This window comes from Enterococcus sp. 4G2_DIV0659 (assembly GCF_002140715.2).
GTDB classification, from domain to species: Bacteria; Bacillota; Bacilli; order Lactobacillales; family Enterococcaceae; genus Enterococcus_L; species Enterococcus_L mansonii.
This window is the reverse complement of the sequence record NZ_NGLE02000001.1, coordinates 175,996-197,361: the sequence shown is the minus strand read 5'-3', so window position 1 is coordinate 197,361 and position 21,366 is coordinate 175,996. Positions and strand designations below refer to the sequence as shown.

At 34.6% G+C, this 21,366-nt stretch carries 21 protein-coding genes; 12 read left to right on the top strand and 9 right to left on the bottom strand.

What is annotated here, in order from left to right; genetic code table 11:
* Positions 1 to 65: 65 nt before the first annotated feature.
* Positions 66 to 1,190 (bottom strand): 5-methyltetrahydropteroyltriglutamate--homocysteine S-methyltransferase, encoded by a 1,125-nt coding sequence (locus A5880_RS00925; RefSeq protein WP_086330207.1) that lies wholly within the window; start codon positions 1,188 to 1,190, stop codon positions 66 to 68.
* Positions 1,191 to 1,206: 16 nt separating this feature from the next.
* Positions 1,207 to 2,325, bottom strand: coding sequence for a 5-methyltetrahydropteroyltriglutamate--homocysteine S-methyltransferase (locus A5880_RS00920; RefSeq protein ID WP_086330206.1), 1,119 nt, complete (start codon positions 2,323 to 2,325; stop codon positions 1,207 to 1,209).
* 520 nt (positions 2,326 to 2,845) lie between these two features.
* Here A5880_RS00920 and A5880_RS00915 point away from each other — a divergent pair.
* From A5880_RS00915 to A5880_RS00890, 6 genes are all read left to right on the top strand, one after another.
* On the top strand, positions 2,846 to 3,133 hold the full coding sequence (locus A5880_RS00915; RefSeq protein WP_336576924.1) for a hypothetical protein: 288 nt from the start codon (positions 2,846 to 2,848) through the stop codon (positions 3,131 to 3,133).
* 34 nt (positions 3,134 to 3,167) lie between these two features.
* Complete coding sequence (locus tag A5880_RS00910) at positions 3,168 to 3,494, top strand: hypothetical protein (protein WP_143353629.1); 327 nt, start codon at positions 3,168 to 3,170, stop codon at positions 3,492 to 3,494.
* A 132-nt stretch (positions 3,495 to 3,626) separates the two neighbouring features.
* Complete coding sequence (locus A5880_RS00905; protein WP_256924798.1) at positions 3,627 to 4,175, top strand: GNAT family N-acetyltransferase; 549 nt, start codon at positions 3,627 to 3,629, stop codon at positions 4,173 to 4,175.
* 354 nt (positions 4,176 to 4,529) lie between these two features.
* A complete protein-coding gene (trpX, locus tag A5880_RS00900; protein WP_086330204.1) occupies positions 4,530 to 5,519 on the top strand; it encodes a tryptophan ABC transporter substrate-binding protein in 990 nt (329 codons plus the stop codon).
* Positions 5,520 to 5,537: 18 nt separating this feature from the next.
* On the top strand, positions 5,538 to 6,425 hold the full coding sequence (locus tag A5880_RS00895; RefSeq protein WP_086330203.1) for an ABC transporter permease: 888 nt from the start codon (positions 5,538 to 5,540) through the stop codon (positions 6,423 to 6,425).
* A complete protein-coding gene (locus tag A5880_RS00890; RefSeq protein WP_086330202.1) occupies positions 6,422 to 7,207 on the top strand; it encodes an ABC transporter ATP-binding protein in 786 nt (261 codons plus the stop codon). Before A5880_RS00895 ends, A5880_RS00890 begins: the two co-directional genes overlap by 4 nt.
* A 123-nt stretch (positions 7,208 to 7,330) precedes the next feature.
* Here the strand turns inward: A5880_RS00890 and A5880_RS00885 are convergent, their stop codons facing one another.
* Both A5880_RS00885 and A5880_RS00880 read right to left on the bottom strand, forming a co-directional pair.
* The gene (locus A5880_RS00885) at positions 7,331 to 7,780 is read right to left on the bottom strand and encodes a threonine/serine exporter family protein (RefSeq protein WP_086330201.1); all 450 of its coding nucleotides are present in this window, start codon (positions 7,778 to 7,780) and stop codon (positions 7,331 to 7,333) included.
* A gap of 11 nt (positions 7,781 to 7,791) precedes the next feature.
* Entirely contained in the window at positions 7,792 to 8,550 is a 759-nt protein-coding gene (locus A5880_RS00880; protein ID WP_086330200.1) for a threonine/serine exporter family protein, read from the bottom strand.
* 235 nt (positions 8,551 to 8,785) lie between these two features.
* Between A5880_RS00880 and A5880_RS00875 the strand changes: the two genes are divergently transcribed.
* Positions 8,786 to 8,974 carry a hypothetical protein gene (locus tag A5880_RS00875; RefSeq protein ID WP_086330199.1) on the top strand — a complete coding sequence of 63 codons (189 nt, stop codon included), beginning with the start codon at positions 8,786 to 8,788 and terminating at the stop codon, positions 8,972 to 8,974.
* Positions 8,975 to 9,004: 30 nt separating this feature from the next.
* Here the strand turns inward: A5880_RS00875 and A5880_RS00870 are convergent, their stop codons facing one another.
* A complete protein-coding gene (locus A5880_RS00870; protein ID WP_086330198.1) occupies positions 9,005 to 9,778 on the bottom strand; it encodes a Cof-type HAD-IIB family hydrolase in 774 nt (257 codons plus the stop codon).
* A gap of 148 nt (positions 9,779 to 9,926) precedes the next feature.
* On the opposite strand from A5880_RS00870, the gene A5880_RS00865 reads away from it, so the two are divergent.
* Both A5880_RS00865 and A5880_RS00860 read left to right on the top strand, forming a co-directional pair.
* Positions 9,927 to 10,646 carry a response regulator transcription factor gene (locus A5880_RS00865; protein WP_086330197.1) on the top strand — a complete coding sequence of 240 codons (720 nt, stop codon included), beginning with the start codon at positions 9,927 to 9,929 and terminating at the stop codon, positions 10,644 to 10,646.
* Positions 10,647 to 12,116, top strand: a complete 1,470-nt coding sequence (locus A5880_RS00860; protein ID WP_086330196.1) for a sensor histidine kinase — start codon at positions 10,647 to 10,649, stop codon at positions 12,114 to 12,116. It begins immediately after the preceding gene.
* Positions 12,117 to 12,257: 141 nt separating this feature from the next.
* On the opposite strand, the gene A5880_RS00855 is transcribed toward A5880_RS00860, so the two are convergent.
* The 3 genes from A5880_RS00855 to A5880_RS00845 all read right to left on the bottom strand — a co-directional run bounded on the left by A5880_RS00855 (position 12,258) and on the right by A5880_RS00845 (position 15,740).
* Positions 12,258 to 12,812 carry a hypothetical protein gene (locus A5880_RS00855; protein WP_086330195.1) on the bottom strand — a complete coding sequence of 185 codons (555 nt, stop codon included), beginning with the start codon at positions 12,810 to 12,812 and terminating at the stop codon, positions 12,258 to 12,260.
* Positions 12,813 to 12,816: 4 nt separating this feature from the next.
* A complete protein-coding gene (locus A5880_RS00850; protein ID WP_086330194.1) occupies positions 12,817 to 13,524 on the bottom strand; it encodes an FtsX-like permease family protein in 708 nt (235 codons plus the stop codon).
* 107 nt (positions 13,525 to 13,631) lie between these two features.
* Positions 13,632 to 15,740 (bottom strand): LTA synthase family protein, encoded by a 2,109-nt coding sequence (locus tag A5880_RS00845; RefSeq protein ID WP_086330331.1) that lies wholly within the window; start codon positions 15,738 to 15,740, stop codon positions 13,632 to 13,634.
* A gap of 297 nt (positions 15,741 to 16,037) precedes the next feature.
* On the opposite strand from A5880_RS00845, the gene A5880_RS00840 reads away from it, so the two are divergent.
* Positions 16,038 to 17,210 carry a class I SAM-dependent rRNA methyltransferase gene (locus tag A5880_RS00840; RefSeq protein WP_086330193.1) on the top strand — a complete coding sequence of 391 codons (1,173 nt, stop codon included), beginning with the start codon at positions 16,038 to 16,040 and terminating at the stop codon, positions 17,208 to 17,210.
* Between the two features lie 81 nt (positions 17,211 to 17,291).
* Here the strand turns inward: A5880_RS00840 and A5880_RS00835 are convergent, their stop codons facing one another.
* The gene (locus tag A5880_RS00835) at positions 17,292 to 18,188 is read right to left on the bottom strand and encodes a LysR family transcriptional regulator (RefSeq protein WP_086330192.1); all 897 of its coding nucleotides are present in this window, start codon (positions 18,186 to 18,188) and stop codon (positions 17,292 to 17,294) included.
* A gap of 198 nt (positions 18,189 to 18,386) precedes the next feature.
* On the opposite strand from A5880_RS00835, the gene A5880_RS00830 reads away from it, so the two are divergent.
* Positions 18,387 to 20,435 carry an oxidoreductase gene (locus tag A5880_RS00830; protein WP_086330191.1) on the top strand — a complete coding sequence of 683 codons (2,049 nt, stop codon included), beginning with the start codon at positions 18,387 to 18,389 and terminating at the stop codon, positions 20,433 to 20,435.
* A 25-nt stretch (positions 20,436 to 20,460) separates the two neighbouring features.
* Positions 20,461 to 21,339: a shikimate dehydrogenase gene (locus tag A5880_RS00825; RefSeq protein WP_086330190.1), complete on the top strand. Its 879-nt coding sequence runs from the start codon at positions 20,461 to 20,463 to the stop codon at positions 21,337 to 21,339.
* Positions 21,340 to 21,366 lie beyond the last annotated feature (27 nt).

Here is a 21,366-nt window from a genome sequence, read left to right as displayed (position 1 = left end):
GTGATAAAAGAAAACCCATAACTGAAACAATTCGTCGTTTCGGTTATAGGTTTGTTTTAGACTATTTAAGCGTCTGCCCAAACGGCTTTAGCTGCATCAATAACTAATTTAACTTTGGCCCATTGTTCTGCTTCAGTTAAATGATTTCCTTCTTCAGTTGAGGCAAACCCACATTGTGGAGAAAGACAAAGATTAGATAAAGGAACATGGTTTTTCGCTTCGTTAATTCGTTTTATTAACAGTTCGGTCGATTCTAACTCTGGGAATTTAGAGGTTACTAGACCTAGAACGATTTTCTTAGCAGGTCCATTTTGATAAATTTTCGCCAAAGGCTCAAATCCACCAGAACGGTTATCGTCATATTCTAAGAAATAACCATCGATGTTTAATTGTGCGAGATAGTCAGCTACATGGTCATAGGGTCCTGAAATAGCCCAATCAGATTTATAATTTCCACGACAAACATGCATCGTAATCGTTAAATCTTCTGGCAAATCTTTAAGCAGTTGGTTGACTACTTTGACGCCTAGTTCACATTGTCTGTGCCATTGCCTAACTTCTTCTTCTGTTTTTGCATTTTCGATAAAGCCAGTATACATTCCCCATGATGTATCATCCAATTGTAAATACCGACATCCTAAATCATAGAAAGCGACTATTGTTTGGTGGTAAGTGTGCGCTAAATCGTTGATAAATGATTGCTCATCTTGATAACAGCCATCCGTATGAACAACGCTATTTTTTCTGTTAAACAGTAAAGTTGGCGAAGGGATTGACACCTTGGCTAAAATTCCTGCTGGTGTATGTTTTTGCAAAAATGCGTAATCATTAAAAAAAGGATGATCGGGATTGAATGAAATTTTATCTGTGATTTCATAAGATGCTGCACGAGTTTGTACTTTATTAAATTGGTAGCCTTTTTCTGGTGTTGTTTCCTGAACACCATTAAGCCCCCAAAGAAAATCTAAATGCCACCAACTACGACGAAATTCACCATCTGTTATTGCTTTTAAACCAATTTCTACCTGTTTATTGATGAGCGCAAGAATGGACTCATCTTCGATTTTTTTTAATGCCTCAGCAGTAATCTCTTGTTTTAGAAACTGTTCTCTTGCCGTTTTTAACACTTCAGGACGTAAAAAACTGCCTACCTGATCATAGCGAAATGGGATGTCTTTGATTGTTGTCATGTTATTTCCTCCTTTTTTAAGCGTCTGCCCAGATACTTTCTGCGATCGTTTTTACAAGTTCTATTTTTTGCCATTGTTCTGTTTCTGTCAAATGATTGCCCTCTTGTGTAGAGGCAAAACCACATTGAGGGGATAAACAAATCTGATTTAATGAAACGAATTGACTGGCTTCATGGATTTTTTTAATAATAGTAGCAGGGTCTTCCAATTTTCCATTTTTTGTAGTGATTAACCCTAAAACGATTCGTTGATCTCGTAATTCCTTCAGCGGTTCAAAGTCACCAGAACGCTCGTCGTCGTATTCTAAGAAGAAGCCATCGAAACGTTTGATAGAAAAAAGATTTTTTGCAATTTTTTCATAAGAACCGTTATATAGCCAATGAGATTGGAAATTTCCTTTGCAAAAATGAAATGTGATGGTTAGATCAGCGGGCGCATTTGCTATGGATTTTTCTGTAACTTCTTGAAAATCATTTAAAAGCTCATCTGCATCTAATCCATTCGTTTTGATCAATTGACGAAAACGTTCATCAAATAGTCCGCCCCAACTCGTATCATCGATTTGTAAATAGCGACAACCAGCATCATAAAATGCTTGAATTGCTTTTTGGTAGGTAAGAATCAAGTCACTTTTGAAGTGTTCCAATGAATCATAAACAGGATGCTCATGATAGCGTGTAGATAAAATTAAGGAATCTAAAAAAATCATGTTCGGTCCCGGAATTGTTTGTTTGGCTAAAAGAGATCCTGCATGTTTTTGAGTAAAGCGAAAATGCTCAAGAAACGGATGATCCTCTGAAAAGGATAATGGACCGCTAACGTATGTTCCTTGGGCTTCAGTTGCTATCCCAAAAGCAGTTGTTTGGAAATCATAAACAGTGATGCCATTTAATCCTGCAATAAAGTCTAAATGCCACCAACGACGACGAAATTCGCCATCTGTTACTGCATGAAGACCCAGATTTTTTTGTTTTTCGATCAAGGTAATGATTTCTTTGTCTTCTACCTTTGTTAACTCTTTTTTAGAAATTGTACCTCTGGCAAAAGCGTTACGTGCTTGCTTCAACGTGTTAGGTCGTAAATAGCTACCAACAATATCATAGCGAAAAGGCGCCATTTGTTTCTTTTTTGACATATTCATTCCTCCGTTTTTTAAAAATATAAAAAAACAAAAAAGCCCTTTACTTTCTAATGAAAGTAAAGGACGACTTCGCGTGTTACCACCTTTATTTTAAAATCTTTCACAAGATTTTACTTAGTAGGTACTGATAAAAAAGATAAAATACCTGACGCTGTAATGGGCGCTCCCAGTATTAGCTAAGTAAGTTCACCAATACTAACTAAAAGACCATCTTCCTATTTTCTCAAATTATCTCTTTTCAGCTAACGAGACTCTCTAAATGAATTCTCTAAAAATAGTACTCTTCTTTTCATCGTTTTTTAATTTATTCATAATGAAAGTATAGGATAGGAGAGCTGGTTTGTCAACAGCGTTTATGAATGAAACGTGTTATTGTTGTTTTTTTAGATTTATGTGTTTATTCTAAGCATAAGTTTCTATTTTTATTAAAATAGGAATAAGATTATTTGTTATACTAGGCAAAGGAAAGAACTACTAGTATAATGACAGTATAAGTTGTAGGGGAGAGAACACCATGAAAAAAAATTTTATTGATGTTAAAGATGACTTTGTTTCTACTTTAAATAGACAAAAGAAATTAACAGCGATTGTTATAGGAGCAGTAGTAGTTTTAGTTGTTAGTTTATTCATTATCGTGCCTAAAGTACAAGCAAATATCCGCTCTTCTGAAATAAAATCTTTAGTAAGCCAAGAGAAACTAGCTAAAAAGGCTAGTTACTTAGACTTTAAAACAGCTGATCAGTTTATTAGTGAAAAGACGGCAGTCACTGTTTTATTTTCAATACCAGGCGGGGATATATGACAAAACTATAAAAATTTTAAAAAATTCTGAAAAAATGAAAGAATTTAATCACAGTATTTATATTTATCCAATGGTCTATGAAGCGGAAAAGATTGAAACAAAATATAGTGTTAAAAAGGACGATGTAACAGTTGTTTTTTTTGAAAACGGTAAAGAAAAAAATCGATTGCCAGTTGATAGTAGTCTAGATCTTCAAACCATGTTGATTCCAGCTTTAAATCAGTTGCCTTTATCTAATGTTGGCCAAAGTATTCAACCACCAGCAACACCAGCACAAACGACTCAGCAGTCAACGACTAGTCAATCAAATGCTGAACAAGAAACAGGGCAATCAGTTGAAGGTGAAACCGTAGCAGAGTAGTTCTATTTAAGAAAGAAGGGCTTGATATGGAAAAATTTGTTCTATTCGTTTTAGAGCTGTTTTTAGGAAAGTCTCAGTTACAACGTGTATATGTGAGAAGTGATAAACGTGATCACTACTAGATGGCATACAATGGCGAGCGATTTATTAAAAAAGAGGACTCAACAATCTACTGAGTCCTCTTTAAAACGTCATACTAAAAAGAAAATTCGTATTAACGAAGAGATTCGTTTAGTGCCCTTTGATACCCTCCGTAGGCAATCATTAAAATGGTATCAAGACCCTGAAAGTATGCGTAATATCATTGGTACACCAACAATCTATACAAAAGAGCAAATAAAGCAAATGTACGAATGGCAAAATGAACATGGGTTACTTTACTACATTGAATTCGATACAGGTAACAAGCGTTTCCAGACGATTGGAGATGTTTGGCTTTCAGAAGACGATTATGCGATTGTGATCGATAAAGAATTTCGTAATCGTAGAATTGGACAAAGGGTTACGAAATATTTTATTTATAAATCAAAGAAATTAGGTCGGGAATTTATAACGGTAAGCGAAATCTTTAACTGGAATAAAGCTTCTCAAAAAATGTTCACCCGATTAAAGTTTTACCCATTTAAAGAACAAAAAGACAGTTGGAGTTATCGAAAGTCCTTAAAAGATAAAAATCAATAAAATCACTTTTAAGGACATTTTTAGACTTGACGAGTAAATTAGGTTTGGTGTAGACTGTTTTTAACAGAAAAACTATAGGAGTGATTACATGAACCAAGTATCAAAACCAATCAACCAATTGAATAATTCATGGCAAAACTGGCGTAGATAGTTGTATGTATGGCACTCTCATAGATACAACTTTAGAAGATTGATTCTAATTTTTGTATCTATGCTGATTTTTTCATGGTGAATTATGACCGCATAGATGATTATTGATCTATGTGGTTTTTGTTTTAAACAACGACCACTCCTTTTTAGGATTTGTCGTTGTTTTTTTATTTTTAAGGACTGTTATATTTAGGAGGAAAGAAAATGAGAAAAAATCGTTTACGTATTGTTATAGCAATCATTGTTATTTTTCTAATTGGCTCGTTTTTTGTAGAAAAAAAAGAAGGAGTCAAACAAAAATTACCAACGCTAGGTGTACTTCAGTTTGTTAGCCATCCTGCATTGGATCAAATTTATAAAGGGATTCAAGCTGGTTTGGAAGAAAATGGCTATATAGATGGAAAAAATATAACTATTGCTTTTCAAAATGGGCAAGCAGATCAAAGTAAATTAACAACAATGAGTCAACAGCTAGTTCAAGAGAAAAAAGCAGATGTATTGATTGGAATTGCTACACCGGCTGCACAAGCTTTAGCGAATACAACGACAACGATACCTATTGTATTAGGGGCAATCACGGATCCTGTAAGTGCAGGGTTGGTGAAAAATGATAAAGAACCTGGTGGAAATATTACTGGTGTAAGTGATAAATCCCCTGTAGATGCGCAATTTGAATTAGCTAATAAACTACTACCAAAAAGTAAAACAGTGGGTATTCTTTATGCATCTTCTGAAGAGAACTCAAAATATCAAGTAGATGAAGCGAAAAAAGTTGCCCAACAAAAGGGATTGTCAGTAAAAACCTTTGCAGTCCCATCTAGCAATGAAATAGCTCAAACTGTTCAAGTGATGACAAGTGAAGTTGATTTTATTTACATTCCTACAGATAATACAATTGCGAATGCGATGCAAACAGTTGTTAACGAAGCAAATAAAAGCAAAACGCCGATAATTCCATCTGTTGACACGATGGTTCAACAAGGAGGAATTGCAACAGTTGGGATTAATCAGTATGAGTTAGGCGTTCAAACGGGAAAAATGGCTGCAGATATTCTAGCTGGTAAATCAAAACCAGAAACAACTCCCATTTATACATTTAAAACAGGAGATACGATTATCAATCAAAAGCAAGCAGATAAATTGGGAATTACAATCCCTAATGATGTACTATCAGAAGCGAAAATCATAGAATAAAGCGAAGGAGAGAATCAAATGATTGTTTCAGCAATTGGACAAGGAATGTTATGGGCAATACTAGGTCTAGGTATTTTTATGACCTATCGAATTTTAAATTTTCCAGATATGACAACAGAAGGGTCATTTCCTTTAGGAGGTGCTGTTTGCGTAACAGCAATTACGTCAGGGATTCATCCTGTTTGGGCCACTTTACTAGGTGTTTTAGCAGGGATGTGCGCAGGACTTATAACAGGATTACTATTTACCAAAGGAAAGATTCCAGTGATTCTGGCAGGGATTTTAGTTATGTCGGGTCTGAATTCAGTCATTTTGTATGTGATGCAGACACCAAATCTATCACTATTGAACAAGCCAAAAATTCAGGACTTTTTTGTTCAACTGGATTTACCAAATTACTATGACATTGTTTTTTTGGGTGTGATTTTTCTAACGATCATTATTAGTTTATTACTGTTTTTCTTTAACACTAATTTAGGTCAAGCGTATATTGCTACGGGTGATAATGAAAGCATGGCTCGTTCTATCGGTATTAAGACAGACTCAATGAAAATATTAGGGTTGACGTTATCAAACGGTGTTATTGCTTTATCAGGTGCCTTGATTGCTCAAAACGATGGCTATGCAGACGTTAATAAAGGAACAGGGGTTATTGTGATTGGTTTGGCCTCGATTATCATCGGTGAAGTATTGTTTGGTGAATTGACATTTGCAGAACGTTTAGTTGCAATTGTGGTTGGCAGTATTATTTATCAATTGCTCATTTTAATGGTAATCAAACTAGGATTTGATACTACGTACTTGAAAATTTTCTCAGCAGTGATTTTAGCAGTATGTTTAATGATTCCTCAACTAAAAAAAGCATTGAATCTACATTTTTTACCAGAAAAGGAGGCTGAAAAATGACGATAATTTTAGAGCTTAAAAATGCAACTAAGCGAATTGATAATGGTTTGAATGAAACGAAAACGATTTTAAATCATGTCAATTTGAAAATTGCTAAAGGTGAATTTGTAACAGTTTTAGGAGGTAATGGAGCAGGGAAAAGTACCTTGTTTAATAGTATTGCAGGAACTATTTCTTTAAGTGAAGGGGAGCTTTTTGTTAAAGAGCAATCAATTACTAATTTTTCAGAAGAAAAAAGAGCACAGTTCTTTTCACGAGTTTTTCAGGACCCTAAGATGGGTACAGCTCCAAGGATGACCGTTGCTGAAAATTTATTATTGGCTTTATATAGAGGGCAACGTCGCGGTTTGAGCTTGCGTAAAATCAATGAACAACGAGCACATTTTACGAAAATTTGTGCTGAGGTAGGTAATGGTTTAGAGAATCATTTGGATACACCCACAGGTAATTTATCTGGTGGACAAAGGCAAGCCTTGAGTTTGTTAATGGCTACTTTAACTAAGCCGGATTTATTACTTTTAGATGAACATACCGCAGCCTTAGATCCTAAAACTTCCAAGCAATTAATGCATTTGACCGATCAGAGAATTAAGGAAAATGAGTTAACTTGTTTGATGATTACTCATCGAATGGAAGATGCCTTGCATTATGGCAATCGTCTGATTGTATTGCAAAAAGGGCAGATTATTAAAGATTTAAACAAAGAAGAAAAAGAAAAGCTAACCTTGCAAGATTTACTTTTATTTTTTGAAGAGGAGCCAGAAGAGTTGGCAGTTGATTAATCAAAAAAACATACTAAGATTAGAGAGCGAGACAAAAACAAGAGAGCTGTTTTTGTTTCGCTCATTAAATCAGAATAAACGATTTGAAAAACTTAGCTTATTTGTTTTGTTTTTCTAATTGATTTAAGATGGGGTCGTTTTACGATCGAATAAACGTTTCAGAAGTCTTTCTACTATACCAGTAACCATAAACCCAGCAGCAATGGCTCCTGCGGTCATGATTACTTTTATAATGAAATGAACGCCACTAATATAATCACCTAACACAATACTTCTAACGGCTTGGTAAGCAGGTCCTCCAGGAACTAAGGGCACCAAACTTGGAATGTTGAAAATAATCATCGGCATTTTTTTTCTACGTGAAAAGAAGATACTCATTAACCCAATACCGATTGCCCCCAGAAAGTTAGCGAAGATTTCTCCTGACTCCAAATTTTTAGTAAACCAAAACAACATCCAACCAACAGCACCTGTTATGCCGCAAGTATTTAATAATTTTCTAGGAACATTCGTGACAATTCCAAATGTAACCGTACTTAAATAACTAAATAAGCAATGAATGATAATCTCCATTAAATTTCTCCTTACATAAATAGTTTAAACACAATCGCAATACCGATTCCAATAGACCCGGCAACAAAAACAGCTTCCGTTGCACGAGCAGTGCCACTTAATAGATGACCAGCTAGAATATCTCGAAATGAGTTTGTGATTGCAACACCAGGTACCAAAGGCATCACAGCACCGATAATAATATTGTCGATGTTTACGGCTAATTGAAAACTAACAGCTAGATAGGCGCATAAACCAATAGTAAAAGCTGCAAGAAAATCGTCTAAAAATTTGATGTTCAATAGATGTTTTGTAAAATAAGAAACACAAAAGCCGATCATACCAATGACAAAAGTTGCTACAAAATCAGACCATGTACCGCCAAAAATGTACATCAATGTACAACTGACCAATCCAGCGGCAACAATTTGCAAAGGAACACTGTAGGTAGGTGCTTCTTGATTAATATTTTTTAAACGATAATTAAGTTCTTCCAAAGTAATTTCTTTTTCGGCAAATTTACGCGAAAGATTATTAACGGTCGCAACTTTTTCTAAATTGATGCTTCTTTCTGTTACATTTTCAATCTGGGTATAATTACTCGAACGAAAGCCCATAAAAAGGCCCGTTGCAGTGACATAACTGACACTTTGCTTTTGACCTGCATTTTCTGCAATACGATCCATCGTATCTTCCACACGATAAACCTCAGAACCACTTTCTGTCATGATTTTTCCAGCCATTAAACAAGTATCAAGGATTAGTTGTCGTTTTGTTTCATTCTCATTCATAGATTAACGTCTCCTTAAAAGTAAATAATGCAACAAAAACAGTGTATCATTTTTTTCCCCTGTTTTAAATGAGAATAACTTGATTGCTTAAAAAACATAATGTTTAAATTCTCCTAAGAATAATAAAGAAATACTAAAAAAATGTTTAAAAGTTCACAGATAGCATAAAGACTCTTGCTTTTTTTCTGTAAAAGTCCTATCCTTATAGATAACAAACCGAAGGGGTCTAGATATTATGGATAAACAATGGTCACTTTATTCAATAAGCAGCCTAATTTTACTTGTGTTGTTAAAAAGAACATTCGATCAAGGACATATGGCTTTAAGCATTATCTTGCTTTTTCTCTTATTGATTCAAGTGACAGGAACAGTTATCTGTGTTCATCAAAAAAGACATAAAAAAGAAATCCCATCTTCTAAATAAGAAGTGGGATTTTTTCTTTAGAAGCAAGCCTTAAATCAAATCAAAATGCTTTAAGGCGTGGATAATACCGCCATCTGTATTTTTCTTCGTAATGTAACTTGCCCGTTCTTTTAGCTCTGTGCGAGCATTTCCCATCGCAATTTTATTGTCACAGGCATCAAATAAAGCGAGATCATTTATCCCGTCACCAAAAGCAAATGTTGGAACGTTTGGCAGGTCTAATGTTTTGAATAAGTTTTTCACACCGCTGCCTTTTGAGACACCTTTTCTTACTGTATCGATCGAATAGGGACCGTTTCGGTAAAAAGTCATCTCTGGAAATTGTTTCAGATAGTGTTCATCTCCATCTGTGGATAAAACTAGCATCATATTGACTGTTTTATCATCAAAATTGGCTACATCAATTACAGGAGCATCTGAATGAATATAAGCATATGCACTTTTTAAAATCTCGCTATGACCAGAGCACCAAATCTGCTGGTCATTGTAAAAAGAGAGCTCATGACCAAGTTCTTGTGTAAGTTCATACATTTTTAGACATTCTTCAGAAGAGAACTCACTGGAGTAAATTTTCTGTCCTTCTACTTGAATAAATTGACCATTCATCGCAATGGCTGAATGGATACCGCTTTCAGACATAATTGATTCAATTTCAACAATTGTACGCCCAGTTGCGATCAATGGCAAGACATGATTTTCTTTTAGAGTCTTAATTGCTGAAGTAATTTCTGGGGTAATCTGAGATTTTTCATTAAGTAATGTGCCGTCTAAATCAAAAAAAGTAACTGCTTGGATATTTTTCATGAATTTTCAACATCCTTTCACTCTTAATCTTATCAAAAAATGAAAAAAAGACAAAGCTTTTTTGAAGAAAGGTAGAAGTTATTGGAGCTGGCTTGATTTTAGAGTATAATATAAGTGACGTGAAACTTGAAAGAAAGAGGCGAATATAATGAACGTATTAATGATAGAAGATAATGAATCAGTTTCAGAAATGATGCAGATGTTTTTCCTAAATGAAGGCTGGGAAGCAACTTTCAAATATGATGGGAAGGAAGGACTGACTGTCTTTTTGGAAAACCCTGAGAAATGGGATATGATTACTTTAGACTTAAACTTACCAACAATGGACGGAATGGCTGTCTGTAGAGAAATTAGAAAAATATCGAATACTGTGCCAATCATCATGCTGACAGCTCGTGATTCGGAAAGTGATCAAGTGATTGGGCTAGAAATGGGAGCCGATGATTATGTGACCAAACCTTTTAGTCCTTTAACTTTAATTGCTAGAATGAAAGCTTTACATCGCCGTTCAGAGATTGGGGAACAGTCCGTCGATTCTACTGAAAGTTCTAATGAAAAATTTGACGTAGTAACGGATCACTTTAAAATGAATACAAAAACAAGAGAAGCATACCTTGATGAAAAACAAATTGATGGATTGACACCGAAAGAGTTTGATTTATTGTACACATTAGCGAAAAAACCAAGACAAGTATTTTCACGAGAACAATTACTTGAAATGGTTTGGGACTATCAATATTTTGGTGATGAACGAACAGTCGATGCGCATATTAAAAAATTACGTCAAAAAATTGAAAAAGTGGGGCCACAAGTCATTCAAACTGTTTGGGGCGTGGGGTATAAATTTGACGATTCTGGAGTAGCTTAAATGAAATATCTATATCAACAGTTACTAGCTTTTTGGGGTGTGATTATTCTTATTATTTTGATTGTGGGAACATCATTTACCCAATTGACTAAAAAAACGATGCAAGACAATAATTATGAGCAATTAAAAGGCTATGCACAGTCAGCTTGGAAAACGAAAGATTCTATCAATCGTTATCCTGGAATGACGGACCAAAATGTTTTAAATACATCGTTTAAATTGTCAGAGAATGTGTTAAGTAATCAAGATGTTCAGTTTATTTTTATTGATCGAGATATGACGATTCAATACCCAGTAGAATCAAAAAAAAAATTAGACTTTTCTTTAATTGAAAGTTATTGGCCTGAATTGATGAGTGGCAAACAAGAGTACGTGACGGTCAATCAAGATATATATGGAGACAAGAATATGTCTTCGTATGTAATGTTACCTGTAACCACAGAAGATCCAAAATCAAAAGAAAATTTGCTTATTGTTGGAGCTGTTGTCATTACACAACCAGCTAAAAATGTCTCAGATAGTGTAGATGCAATCACAGGAAATTTATTTAAAGGATTTATCATATCAAGTATTGTAGGTTTGATTTTAAGTTATTTCTTTGCTAGTTTTCAGGTGAAACGAATTAATCGAATGAGAAAAGCGACGAAAGAAATAACGAGTGGTAATTTTGATATCAAGTTAGTGACCCATGATAAAGATGAATTTGATGATCTGGCAGAAGACTTCAATAAGATGGCTGATTCTTTGAAAGAGTCACGAGAAGAGATTGATCGCCAAGAAGAGCGAAGACGTCAGTTTATGGCAGATGCTTCACATGAAATGAGAACGCCTCTGACGACTATCAATGGCTTACTTGAAGGCTTGCAATACAATGCGATACCTGAAGGGCAAAGAGAAAATGCAATCAAGCTTATGCAAAACGAAACATCGCGTTTAATTCGCTTAGTCAATGAGAATTTAGACTATGAAAAAATCAGAACAAATCAAATCAGTATCGTAGTTAAAAAATTTAATGGCACTGAAACGCTTCAAAATATTCTGACACAATTGGAAGGGAAGGCTGAATCTGCAAATGATCGACTTATCTTAGAGACGGATCAGGAAATAGATGTATATGCGGATTATGATCGCTTTGTTCAAATTATTGTTAACATCATTCAAAATGCAATTCAGTTTACTCAAGACGGTGAGATTCGTGTAAATATTCAAAAAGGTTATCTGGAAACGATTATTACAATTGCCGATACTGGTATTGGCATGTCAGAAGAGCAAGTGCATAATATATGGGATCGCTATTATAAAGTGGACCCATCAAGAAAAAATACAAAGTATGGAGAATCGGGTTTAGGATTATCCATTGTACAACAGTTAGTTCGATTGCATAAAGGAAAAATCAATGTGGAAAGTGAAGAAGGTAAGGGAACAATGTTCACCATTTCATTTCCTGATGTAGAAATAGAAGATCATTAAGCAAAGAAGAGGTTGGGAGGGCACCTCAGAAGTGTTTAACTTCGAGAAATAAGAAGGAGTTGCTCCTGCTCCCACCGTGTGTTCGTACTTAGAGCCTGAAACAAAACTGATTTTTCAGTTTTGTTTCAGGCTCTAAGTTGTTTAAGCTATTTTGTTAATAATTCGATCCATGTAAGGACTTTCTGCAATTTGTATATCATTAGTTAAAACAAGAATTGCTTTTTTCTTTTCTTTTGTTATCTTTTGAAGTAATGGAAGTAGTTCTTGTCTCTGTGTTATAGAGAGTTCTTGAAAGATATCATCGATGATAATGATATCTTTATTGATTAACATTAGTTGAACTAATTGAAGTTTAATTCGTTCAAATGTTGTAAGTTGTTTTTCTGATTTATTTAGAGTGCTCATTACAAGTCCGACATATTCAAAATACTCAGTTAACAATTGTTTTTTATGCTTTTCTTTAATAGAGGAACCGACAAAAAGATTGTCTTTGATTGACAGATAAGATAAAAACGTATTTTCCGAAGATATAAATCCAATGGCCATTGATTGTTTCATATCAAATGTTCTATCAATAAGAAAATAAAAATCTGCTTGAATACTGCTTTGATCTTCTAAAATAACAGTCATATGTTGCTGTTCAACTAATTGTTTGAAGCTATCATTTGTCCAATTTTTTTCTAAAGAATAACTCATTTACTCACATCCTAATTACTTGTTTCGATTTTCTTGAAACAGAATACGTTAAAAATAAGGTAACAATAACTGTAGTAACAACTAAAGGAATCGTACTTCTCAAAAATGCGTTGAAAATAGCTCTGTCAGGTAAATTCATTGTAAGAGAGAGAAAATGGGCAGTACTGCTTGTACTTTCTGTTGAGCTGGGGGTGCTTTCTATAGTCATACTTGACGAAAAGAAAGAGACTGGTTTTATATTCATTCCATTTGCGAATAATGGTCTAAAGTGAATGAGCAAAAATTCATACGTATGCTGACAAACTAAGAAAAATAAGCTTGCCGTAAGAATTCCAGCTAATACTGGAATTAATGTCTCCAAAATGGCTTGTTTCATAATGAAACCATTTGAAAAACCCATGAAGCGCCATTTAAGCATATCTTGTTTTTTTGCCCTTAAAGATATAGAGATTAAGAGTGTGATTAAAAGAACCCAAAATAATAAAATAATAATGTAGAAAGAAGTGTATAGCTGCATGATTTTTTGATAATTGACAAAGTAATCAGTGATGCTAATTACTTGATTTACTTCGTTATATAATATTCTTTCCAGATCAATAAGATTCAAAATACAGGTTAGAAAGAAAAGGAAAAAAAAGGAGCAAATACCAATAGAAAAAGAAAGTTTTTTATGATAAGAAACACTGGCAAATGCGTAACGGATGTTTTTCAAATATACTCACCTCTCACATTATCAGTATAAAAGAAGAATATGAATTTATTATGAAAAAGATTTAAAAAGCTTGAGTAGTTTACTCAAGCTTTTTTGATTAATCTATGTTATTTTCCAGTTTTCACATATCCTTGATAGGAGTCAGTCTGATATTTATCTGTAGTAGAAGTATTGTTATTTTTACTATAGACACTAGTTGAATCTTTGCCTTTTTCTGCTTCAATTTTTTCCATTTGTTTAAGTTGGTCTTTGTAATTGTAAGCATCTGGATTGACCTCTTTTAACCCGCTATTTGTATAAAAACGTAATAAGTCACCAGTAGTAGTTTGGTCAGACATTTCCAATTGGAGTGCAGCTTTTGCTTTCATAGCTTGAGCTTCTTGTTTCTCTTGCTCAGTAGGTTCTTCAATTAAACGACCTGTTGTTGTTTCGTAAATACTTGATCCAAGCATTGTATACTTAGGAGAGACATAGTTTCCATTTCTAAAGGCAACGATTTGTTCGTTTTCTTTAGAAAATAAATCTTGACCCATTTGAATATAATTTTTAGTATCAATACCCATTAAATGTAAAAGGGTAGGTAAAGCATCAATTTGTCCACCATAAGTGTGGTTGATACCACCATTTGATTGACCTGGAACATGAATCATGTAAGGAACACGTTGCATTGTAGAATTATCAAAGTCATTCCATGTTGATTTTGTTTTCCCAACTAACTCAGCTAAGTTTTGGTTTCTAGAAGTTGAAACACCATAGTGATCACCATATAGAACAATGACTGAATTATCGTATAATCCAGAAGCTTTTAAATAGTTGAAAAATTCTTCAACTGACTTATCAAGGTAGTTTGCTGTTGCAAAGTAACCGTTAATTGTTTCGTCAGATGTTTTAGCAATTGGGAATCCAGCTTCGTCATTCGTAAATTGAGAATATGGATAATGGTTAGAAACCGCAATAAATTTAGAGTAAAATGGTTGTTGCAAGTGTTCCAAATATTGAGCAGATTGCTGGAAGAACGGTTTATCATGCAATCCGTATTGGAATGAGTTATCTTCGTTGACATCGTAATAATTAGCATCAAAGAAGTAATTGTAACCTAAATGTTTGTACGTTTCATTACGATTCCAGAAGTTTCCAGCGTTACCATGGAATACAGCACTTGTATAACCAGCTTCTTGACCTAAAATAGCTGGTGCAGCTTGGAATGTATTTTTGCCACCAACTTGTGTGAACAAAGAGCCTTGATCTAAACCAAACAATGAATTTTCAAACATGGTTTCAGCGTCACTTGTTTTTCCTTGTCCTACTTGGTGGAAGAAGTTATCAAAACTATAGGTACTTTGATTATGGTAAATGCTATTAAGGAAAGGTGTAACCACATGTTCAACACCATTTTCGTCTTTTAATTTATAATCTATCAAGAACTGTTGGAAACTTTCCAAATGAATATAGATAACATTTTTTCCTTTGGCGATCCCAAATGTATCAGGATTTGGTGCGGCATAATGCTCTTTAGCATAATCTGCGACTTTATCCATATCATTTTCACTAGCTTCAGCGCGAACTTGGTTGGTTTGGTAAGTTGTCACACCATCATAAACGGTGAAGGCATTTAATCCTAAAAATTTTACAATATAATCACGAGAAAATTGACGTGTCAACAAGGAAGGACGTGCAGTTTCTGCTAATGTTAAATTTGCTGCAAAAAACAACGCTGATAACAAGCTGATAGATACGGCAACTCTTGCTCTAATTGGACGTTCATCCATCTTGATTTTTTTAGTAATCAACAAAATACCAACAATAATAAAATCAAGCCAGTAAAGAATATCATAAGGTCTAAATAAACGTAAGGCACTTTCGCCAAGCCCACTTGCGACTTTTCCAGCACCAAGCATAGTGTTTACAGTAATGAAGTCAGTAAATTCTCTATAGTAAACAACATTTGAGAATAACAGTAAAGACATTAAGAAGTAAATGACCATCATCGTAATATATGAAGCTTTCTTTCTTCTAATATATAATGCGATTGCCAATAAGAAAAATGTAGAGGCAACCGGATTGATGAAGAGAATGAAGTATTCAAGCGCATTCTCAATTCTTAAATGAAAATCAACTGTATAAGCAAAAATGTTTTTTAGCCAAATTAATACTGCGACAAAACCAAACAGCCCCAAACGCTTGTTTAAAAAGTTCGGCGTATGTATTTTTTTTATAATATTCAAAGTAAACGATCCTTTCCAAGTTCAAATCTAAAAGAAAGCGAATGAAAATTTTCCAAAAGCTTTACATATACGAATTTAATTCTACTCTCTCTGCGAATTTATGTCAATTTAAATCAAGTTTAGGAGGGGAAAGGTTAATAAATTTTTACATTTCTTAAGATTATAGCAGAAATCTACAAGATTGATTGCTAACGACAGAAGTCTTTTTTTTTGATATACTAGCAAAGAATGTACCTAGAATAGCTGTTTTTAGGATAAAGATAAATAATGTAGATAAGGATGTTTTTTATGGATATAAAAGTTGTAAAAAGGTCAGAAAAAAAATTTAAAGCAGGATACCCACTTATTCAAAAAGAAGATTTAGTAAATGGCCCCGATTCTTTTCCAAATGATTGGCTACGATTTGTGGATTCTCAAGGAAAGTATATTGCAACAGGTTATCTTGGCAAACAGAATAAAGGAATCGGCTGGTTAGTGAATTGGCAAGGTGAGGTGGATTCGTTTTTTTTAGAAGCTCTTTTTACTAAAGCGAAAAATCATCGTGAGGTTTTTGAACAGGATTCTTTGACTTCGGCTTATCGTTTGTTTAATGGTGAAGGAGATGGGTTGGGTGGATTAACAATTGATCGTTATGGAGAGTTTGCTGTTTTTTCATGGTACAATGACACACTTTACCATAAAAAAGAAGTCATCATTAATGCTTTTAAAAAAAGTGTTCCAGAAATTTCTGGCGCGTATGAGAAAATCCGTTTTTCAAATGACTCATTACCAGAGTCACAGAAACTATTTGGTCTAGACGCGCCTGAACCACTTTTAATCACTGAAAATGGTGTGACGTATGCAACGTATTTAAATGATGGATTGATGACAGGCATATTTTTAGATCAAAAGGAAGTTAGAGGTCGCTTGGTTGAAGGACTTGCTGCTGGAAAAACGGTGTTAAATATGTTTAGCTATACGGGGGCATTTTCAGTTGCTAGTGCAATGGGTGGTTCAAGTACAACAACAAGTGTGGATTTAGCTAAGCGAAGTTTGCCGAAAACCAAAGAGCAGTTTGAAGTGAATCAGCTTGCTGTGGATGAACAAAAAATTGTTGTAATGGATGTGTTTGAATATTTTAAGTATGCATTACGCAAACAATTAAAGTACGATGTGATCATTCTTGATCCTCCAAGTTTTGCTCGAAACAAGAAAAAAGTTTTTTCTGTAGCTAAAAATTATGGAGAGCTAGTGAAAGATTCTGTAGCTATTTTACAAGATAAAGGATGGTTGATTGCATCCACAAATGCTGCTAATATTTCTTTGGATAAATATAAAAAAATGATTACAGATGCGTTAGAGGAAAAACGTGTGCGGTATCAGTTTAAAGAAACGTATCAACTGCCTAGCGATTTTAAAACGACTAGGCGCTTTGAAGAGGGAAACTATTTAAAAGTGTTCATTATAGAAATAGAAAAATAACAAACATTTTAATACTAGAAAAAGACACTTCGATCGAAAACGCAGTGTCTTTTTTAGCTTAACTAAAGATATGAGTCATTTCTATTGATAGAACATATTTTGAGCAAATAAGACGATAAATTCTTTAAAACGCAAGGCTGCTGGTGAGAGAAAATGATCTTTTTTTGTTGCGAGATAAATAAAACGGGGGAAAAGATTATCATCTAAAGTGATTGTTTTTACTTTATAAGCAGAGATAGAAGGGATTCTTGGCATAAGGGCAATGCCATAACTATTGGCAACAAATCCAAGCATCGTGTGGTCTTCTTCGACTTCACAAACGATGGTCGGCGTAACAGAAGCCGCTGTTAGCATTTTATCAATATGAGGGCGTAACCCACTTCGTTTATTAAAATAGACAAACGGATAATCGTTGGTTTCTCCCAGTGAGACATGATCTTTCTTCGCTAATGGATGGTCTAAAGGAACGACTAAAACAATTTCTTGTTCTGTTACTATTTCATAAGTTAATTGTTGATCCTCATTTAATTTAGACATGATCGCAATATCTACTTCTTCTTTCAGTAATAAGTCGGTCATATCAAAGGAATTGCCTTGAAATAAGTTGAAGCGAATCTGTTCATTACCAGGAGTGGTTGAAAATTCTTTCATCAACATCGGTGCTAAAAACGATCCAGCAGTGTATATAAAGCCAAAATCAATCTGTCCCTTTTCAGGACTCACTAATTCTTTTAATGCCCGTTCCCCTTTTGCCAGTTCTTCTAGAGCTGTAGAGACATAGGTATAAAAAAACTTTCCATATTTTGTTAATTGGATATTCCGTCCTTTTTTTTCAAATAGTTGTGCTTCTAATTCTTTTTCAAGTTCAGACATAGAGTGACTTAAGTTTGGCTGTGTTGTATTTAATAATTTGGCAGCATGGGTCATGTGCTGTGTGTTTGCTAATGTTCTGAAAAATTCAAGTTGACGTAAATTCATATGATAAACTCCTTAATTAATCATTCATTAAATATAGTTTATCAATAATGGAAGAAAGATGCATTAATAAATGGACGATGATACATAAATGTAATTTATCGAAAGTATAAAAAAGATTGATTGGAATTTATCGATTCCTTGGATTAAAATAAAAACATAAGGATTGTGAATTTTTTAACAATTGAACAGGAGGACATCATGAATAAATATCAAGCAATATTTGAACCGTTAACGATTAAACGAATGACACTTAAAAATCGAGTTGTTATGCCGCCAATGGGCACTAATTTTGCAAACATGGATGGGACATTTAGTATGCAGCATGTTTCTTACTATGAACAACGAGCTAAAGGCGGAACAGGTTTGATCACACTAGAAAATGTGTGTATCGATTACCCCATGGGAACAAACGGTGCGCGTCAATTACGTATGGATAACGATCAATATATTTCAGGTTTGTGGCATTTTAATGAAAAAATGCATGCTTATGGCGCAAGTACATCTGTTCAAATCAATCATGCTGGGGCTTCAGCTTATGGATTGCGTTTAGATGGGGCGCAACCAGTTTCAGCATCGAACATTCCTTCAAAAAAAGGAAATCCGATTCCTCGTCCGTTAACGGAAGAAGAAATTTATACGATTGTGGATAAATATGCTGAGGGAGCATTAAGAGCGCAACGTGCTGGTTTTGATTGTGTAGAAATTCACGCAGGGCATTCTTATCTTTTAAGTCAATTTTTATCTCCTTTATACAACAAACGGACAGATAAGTTTGGCGGTTCTCCCGAAAATCGCGCTCGGTTGACTAAACTTGTTGTTGAAGCTGTAAGAAAAGCGGTAGGACCGTTTTTCCCAATTTCACTAAGATTTAGTGCAGATGAATTGTTAGAAGGCGGTAATACATTAGAAGATACAATTGAAATTTTAAGTTACTTTGCAGAGGAAGTAGATATTTTAAATGTTTCTGCTGCATTAAATGATAGCTTGCAATATCAGATTGATAAAATGAATTTGCCAGATGGTTGGCGTTCTTATATGTCAAAAGCGGTGAAAGAACGTTTTCCAGATAAAATAACGGTCACATCCGGAAATATTCGTAGTCCAAAGCGTGCTGCTGAAATTCTTGAAACAGGTGAAGCGGATCTTTTGGCAATGGGTCGCGGGTTGATTGCTGAACCGAATTGGGTCAATAAAGTGGCAAATGGACAAGAAGAGCTTTTAAGAAAATGTATTTCCTGCAATATTGGTTGTGCTGATCATAGAATCGCCAAAGCACGTCCAATGCGATGCACGGTTAATCCAGATCTTCATTATGAAGATGCGTATAAAATGAAACCTGTATTACATCCAACAAAAATGGTAGTTATCGGTGGCGGAACAACAGGGTTAGAAGCTGCGGCAACTGCAGCCGAGGTTGGTGTTTCTGTAGAATTATTTGAACAAAAAAACTACTTAGGCGGTTTAGGACATGAGATTGCGCGTTTTCCTGATAAAAAACGTATCGATGATTTTATTACTTATGAAATCAATCGTTGCAAAGAGTTAGATAATTTGTCGATTTACATGAACCATGCGGCCACATTAACAGATATTGAAGCGATTAAACCAGATATTATTGTTAATGCAACAGGTGCTAAGCCCTTATTACCACCGATTAATGGGCTGAAAGAACAGCTGGAAAATCCAAATCGTAAGATCTTTTCTATTTTTGATATCTTAGAAGATATGTCTAACTTCCAAGAATTTAAAGGAAAAGAAGTTGTTGTAATCGGTGGGGGTGCCGTAGGGTTAGATGTCGTTGAGTATTATGCTGAACGTGGGGCAAAAAAAGTTAGTATTGTGGAAATGCAAGGTGAAATTGGGAAAGATTTAGATTTAATTACGAAATTAGCGATGATGGAAATCGTTGAAAAATATGGGGTTGAAGTCCATGTAGAAACGAAATTAATGGAAGTCAAAGAAAGTAGCTTTTTAGTTGAAAAAGATGGAGAATTATTGGAGTTATCATTTGATTTAGGGTTTGTTTGTTTAGGAATGAGAGCAGAAGCACCACTGATTCGAGAACTAGACAATTATGCTAGAAGTAATGGTGCTGTTCTTTTAAATATGGGAGATAGCAAGGTAGCTAGACGGATCATGGAAGGCACGAGAGAAGCGCGTGATATTTTGAAAACTATTGAAGTATTAGAAAATACTCGAACACAAAAAATGTTATTTGAGCAAACTAAGAATTTGCAAGCAACATAAACTATATAAAGTGAGGGAATTTGAAATGACAGAAAGAATTGACGGACACACATTATTAATTAGTTTAATTGCTACACCGATTCGCCACAGTTTATCGCCAACCATGCATAATGAAGCTTTTGCTAAACTTGGATTAGACTATGCGTACATGGCGTTTGAAGTAGGCAATCAAGAGTTGAAAGATGCTGTTCAAGGCATTCGGGCGCTAGGAATTCGCGGATCAAATGTTTCAATGCCTAATAAACAAGCAATTATTCCATATTTAGATGAATTATCACCAGCAGCGAAATTAGTTGGTGCGGTCAACACAGTGACCAATAAAGATGGCAAGGGTCATCTAGTTGGTCATATCACGGATGGTACAGGTGCAATGCGCGCGTTAAAAGAAGAAGGCGTTGAAGTGAAAGATCAAATCGTAACGATGACTGGAGCAGGAGGGGCAGGAACGGCAATTGCCATTCAAGCAGCATTAGATGGAGTAAAAGAACTTCGTATTTTCAATATCAACGACCAACACTTTGCAACTGCACAAGAAACCGTGAAAAAAATCAACGAAAATACAACATGTAAAGCAACGATAACAGATTTAGCAGATCAAGAAGCATTTAAAGAATCAATTGCCCAAAGTAGTATTTATATTGATGCTACGGGTGTGGGAATGAAACCTTTACAAGAAGAAAGTTTAATTAATGATCCAGAAGTTATTCGTCCAGATCTAGTTATTTTTGATGTTGTTTATATTCCAAAAGAAACCAAATTATTAAAATTTGCCAGAGAACATGGAGCGAAGAAGACAATTAATGGTTTAGGTATGATGCTTTATCAAGGCGCAGAAGCATTCAAACATTTTACAGATGAAGAAATGCCGGTTGACTATATTCGCGAATTATTATTTAAAGATTAAAAAGAACTTTATTGATAGAGGAGAAAA